The 4344-nt window shown below is 47.0% G+C and carries 5 protein-coding genes; all 5 read right to left on the bottom strand.

All coding sequences use genetic code 11. From position 1 onward, the window contains the following. Positions 1 to 53: 53 nt before the first annotated feature. Positions 54 to 836: an ABC transporter permease gene (locus AC5I6P_RS01215; protein WP_495691935.1), complete on the bottom strand. Its 783-nt coding sequence runs from the start codon at positions 834 to 836 to the stop codon at positions 54 to 56. A 1-nt stretch (position 837) separates the two neighbouring features. After that, the gene (locus AC5I6P_RS01220; RefSeq protein WP_495691936.1) at positions 838 to 1605 is read right to left on the bottom strand and encodes an ABC transporter permease; all 768 of its coding nucleotides are present in this window, start codon (positions 1603 to 1605) and stop codon (positions 838 to 840) included. Between the two features lie 17 nt (positions 1606 to 1622). After that, complete coding sequence (locus AC5I6P_RS01225; protein ID WP_495691937.1) at positions 1623 to 2609, bottom strand: ABC transporter ATP-binding protein; 987 nt, start codon at positions 2607 to 2609, stop codon at positions 1623 to 1625. Positions 2610 to 2848: 239 nt separating this feature from the next. After that, positions 2849 to 3229, bottom strand: coding sequence for a hypothetical protein (locus AC5I6P_RS01230; RefSeq protein WP_495691938.1), 381 nt, complete (start codon positions 3227 to 3229; stop codon positions 2849 to 2851). A 454-nt stretch (positions 3230 to 3683) separates the two neighbouring features. Next, positions 3684 to 4064: a DUF6632 domain-containing protein gene (locus tag AC5I6P_RS01235; protein ID WP_495691939.1), complete on the bottom strand. Its 381-nt coding sequence runs from the start codon at positions 4062 to 4064 to the stop codon at positions 3684 to 3686. Positions 4065 to 4344: the final 280 nt, after the last annotated feature.

Genomic DNA, 4344 nt, shown 5'->3' on the forward strand with positions numbered 1-4344 from the left:
AGAACTTGAAAGGTCATGTTAGCTACCTTTGTTTTTATTTCCCGACAACTCTATTAGCTCGAAGCACTAGTGTAAAACCGGAGTGCAAATCGCCAAAACCAATGAGCGACAAATAGAAGCGCGATCGCAAGTAATCCGGCAACTGCCGTTCCTGCAATTCCCGATCGACCCAACAACGTTTCTGCCGGAGTTGTAGTCAGAAAGGCAACCGGAACCACGAATGTAAAAAAGAATCGATAGGCAGTGGGATACGCCGCCATCGGAAAGCGTCCTGCTTCTAACAATCCGCGCAATACTTCAGTCACATTATAAATTTTGACAAACCAAATGCTGGTCGCGCCCAATATAAACCACAAGCTATACAGAATCGCCAATCCAAAGATTAGCGGTACAATGCTGACGAAATAAGCAGCCGGCTCGATTCCAAGTTTAATGCCTCCATAAAGAATGGTAGCGATTCCAAAGAAAATGTCCGGCAACCCCCACGGAGAGACCGTGTGAGCCGAGAGCCAGAATTGGGAGCTAATGGGTTTGAGCAAGACAAAATCCAGCGTTCCTTCTTGCACATGACGGACAATTCGGTTGAGGTTTGGAGCCAAGAAGGTACTAGAAAATCCTTCTAGCAGCGTGAAGATGCCGACGACGATCAGGGCTTCTTCCCATCGCCACCCCGGAAAACTAGAGCCAGTTTGGTAGAACAAAAATAAGCCAAACAAACTGCCCACCAGTCCACCCAAACTCGTGAACGCCGCGATCGCGAAGTTGATCCGATACTCTAACTCCGCCGCGATCGCCGTTGACCAAAAGATTCGCAGAATTCTGAAATACCGCTCCATGTCACGCCCCCATGCCCGAATACTGTTTTAGCCCTTTGCGCCACAGCCACCGATTGAGCGTAAAGAATCCGGCACCCCACGCTAACATCACCAGAAATCCTTGAATCAGATTGACAGGCAACCCGACCAAAATACTGGCTGGAAAATTAATCAAATATGGAAATGGAGTAAGTTGAGCGATCGTTCTCACACTCTCTGGAAAGACGGCAAGCGGCGCGATCGCGCCAGAAAGAAACAAATAAAACAGAAACCAGAACTCTTGCAGTGAGCTTGCTCGTTCAGTCCAGAATGCAACCATTGCTAACGTGTACTGAATCAAGAAATTCAACGCAAATGCTAGTCCTGCGGCTAATAAAAACAACGCGATGGTGAGAATATTAGGAACAAAAATAGCCGCAGGATACAGGATGAAAAATAAAACAATTAATAGAACAGCAAAAGGAAGCCGCGCTAGCCGTTCTGAAACGTGAGAAAAGACATGATGCCAGACCGGATCGATCGGTTGTAGCAACCGGAACGACAACTTACCTTCCAACACTTCTCGCTCAAACTCCCAAATCACCCATACCACTGTAATTTGCCGGACGAGAAACACCGCTAGAAAGTAACGAGCAAAATCAACCGGAGACAGTCCAAAATTTCCGCGTTCAGCCGCTTGAGTCCACACGCCCATGAGAATGATCGGTAGCGAACCCGACAACACCCACAGCAAGAGTTCTGCGCGATATTCCACCATGTAGGCGTAATACACCGTCGCAAAGGTTTGCATAATTCTGAAAAGCCGCTTCATCTCGCCACCGTTCCTGCTTGAAAGACTCGTCCGATCACTTCTTCAATTGGCGGATCGCTGATGGTCAAATCCACCACTTGTAGGTCGGCTAGGATTTTAGCGATCGCGCCTGTTAATCCTTCTTGCTGCACCAAAAATCGCGCATATTGTTTATCAACGTCTTGAATGTCGCCATAAACGCTCAATTCATTGACTGAATACGGACGCGCAAACTCTACTTTTACTTCCCGGCAGGGCGAGAAACGGTCTACCAAGCCATCTAAACTGCCGTCATAAATCAACTGTCCTTGGTGAATCATTAGCACTCGCTCACAGAGCGCGGTGATATCTGCCATGTAATGGCTCGTCAAAAGAATCGTTGCTCCGTAGCGCTGATTGTATTCTCGCAAAAACTCCCGCACAGCAACTTGTGCATTCACGTCTAACCCTAACGTCGGCTCATCTAGAAACAAAACGTTCGGTTCATGAAGTAATGCCGCTAGTAACTCGGCTTTCATGCGCTCTCCGAGAGACAGCTTGCGAACGGGTTGATTGAGTTTTTCGCCAAGTGACAGCATTTCAGAGAGTTCGCCGACTCGATGCTCAAGGGCGCGATCGCTAATGCCATAGACAGCAGCATTAATCCTAAACGAGTCTAGTGCAGGCAAATCCCAGATTAACTGTTGCTTTTGCCCCATGACCAACGTGACTTGACTAAGAAACGCTGACCGTCGCTGAAAGGGAATGTGTCCTGATACTTCCACCCGACCCGATGAAGGATGAATTAACCCTGTTAGCATTTTTAGCGTCGTTGTTTTTCCGGCCCCATTCGCTCCTAAAAATCCGACAACTTCTCCGGGTTCAATCCGAAACGAAACATCCTGCACTGCTTTTACCTGGCGGTAGGTGCGCTTAAAGAAGTGAGCGATCGTTCCTTTCAGTCCAGCTTCTTTAACGGCAACGGGGTAAACCTTGCTAAGTTGTTCGACAACAATGGTAGACATACAGGAAGTATCAGAAGAATGAATGATTAAGAAGTAAAAGTGCAAATGCAACAGCTACTAGTTCATGATACAAGATCACCTGTGATCGACAGGCTGAACATCTCGCTTCTCAAAATTCAACGGAGCAAAGGAAAGATCCCTTGCTCCGAAAATGCGCGTTCCCAACCTTATAAATAAAAGAGCGATCGCTTTTCAACATCTATCTAGAGGAATTCTCGCGCCTTTATGCGATCGCTCTTTTATGCTTTCTGTTCGTAGTACTCGCTGATATGCTCATAGACATGCTCAGGAAAGGTTAAATCCCGATAGACATTACACGCATCAGGATCATCTGAGTTGGGGCAGATCGGGAAGTCTTGTTTGCTTTGCCACTCTAAGATGCGATCGCGCTTCGGCGGATTGTAATCTTTGCCTTGCACCTGCTGATACAGTGCCTTGGCTTCGCCTTCACTAAAATCCGTATCTTTCTGCAAGTACTCAATCACTTCTTCTTCGGACATGAAATGGCGTGCAATCATCGCAAACACGAGTCGGCCATAGTGCCCGATGTCTTCACCTGCGTCTAGCGCTTCTAAAAGATGCGCCATCATGTCGCTTTTACGGAGATCTTCAACAGCCATAATTACAGTTTGCTTACTATCACTCTATCCGTTGTAAGTTCTGTAATTAGAAATGCCGTCTACCGTAAGAGGGCTATCTCATAGTTGGCTTTCCATAAGCGATTAGCTACGCAACTCCGAAGGAAATGCTGCACACCAACATTAGAGTGCGATCGCTACATTACCAGCATTAGAGTGCGACCGCTTCTCAAGCTTTAAGGAGCGCTTCATTCTAACGTTAGAGTGTGGTTTCCTTCGGAGTTGCGCTCCGTGCTAATCGTGCCTCAACAACTTCGCAATTATGCCTCAACACCAGATTTCCGCTTACTTGAACATCTTTGCCTACAGATAAGCTTTCAACTACAGCCCATAGATAACTTAAAGGTCTAACGGCTCAAATCAGCGGCAGCAAACACCCTAGAACCATATACCAACAGCTTTCGACCGTCCGTTGCAGTTAAATTGTTACATTGACTCATTCCTGCACTGACACCACTTCGCGTGGCGCTAGGAAACCAAGAACAAGTGCCACTAAGAACAATGCTGGAACATCGCCGAGTAGGTGTCCGCGTTCCGCAGGATCAATCCCTGCGTGTACCGCCATGACCAACCCATGCACCACACTGGACCAAACGGTGAACCAGATTAAACTGAGATGCGCTTCTGGTTTTCGAGCCGCCCATAGCAAAAAGACACCGAGCGTTGCATAAATGCCGATGATCATCTGTTCGTATTCATATTGACCGGGTTGCCATGCCCAGCCCGATGACCAAATCTTCATCAACGGATAGATCAGGAGAAACGCAATTCCAACAACAATAAGGGCGATTCGCAAGTATCGATGACGCTCATCCATAGCTCCAACCTCCTACTATTTTTCAGGATAGTTTCTACCAATGGAATGCCTATTTGTAATCTTATTCTTGCTAATGACTCTTCAGCTTTAGAATGTTAGGAATTTTCATGTTTCCCCCAGGTTAAAGCTGATTCGACGTTGAATCGTCCCACTAAGCCCCTAAAGCACCACCTTACTCATAGCCTCACAGTAGGTTGATGGTAAGTGTCAACAGATAACTTTACGGGCGTTGCATAAGTGAGAATGATTAGTCGAATCGAGGAAGCTGGTGATGCTGGAG

It is taken from the genome of Myxacorys sp. (genome assembly GCF_059501405.1).

Coding starts and splice junctions, on each gene's coding strand:
- AC5I6P_RS01215 (WP_495691935.1), bottom strand. CDS start 836: ATGGAGCGGTATTTCAGAATTCTGCGAATCTTTTGGTCAACGGCGATC.
- AC5I6P_RS01220 (WP_495691936.1), bottom strand. CDS start 1,605: ATGCAAACCTTTGCGACGGTGTATTACGCCTACATGGTGGAATATCGC.
- AC5I6P_RS01225 (WP_495691937.1), bottom strand. CDS start 2,609: ATGTCTACCATTGTTGTCGAACAACTTAGCAAGGTTTACCCCGTTGCC.
- AC5I6P_RS01230 (WP_495691938.1), bottom strand. CDS start 3,229: ATGGCTGTTGAAGATCTCCGTAAAAGCGACATGATGGCGCATCTTTTA.
- AC5I6P_RS01235 (WP_495691939.1), bottom strand. CDS start 4,064: ATGGATGAGCGTCATCGATACTTGCGAATCGCCCTTATTGTTGTTGGA.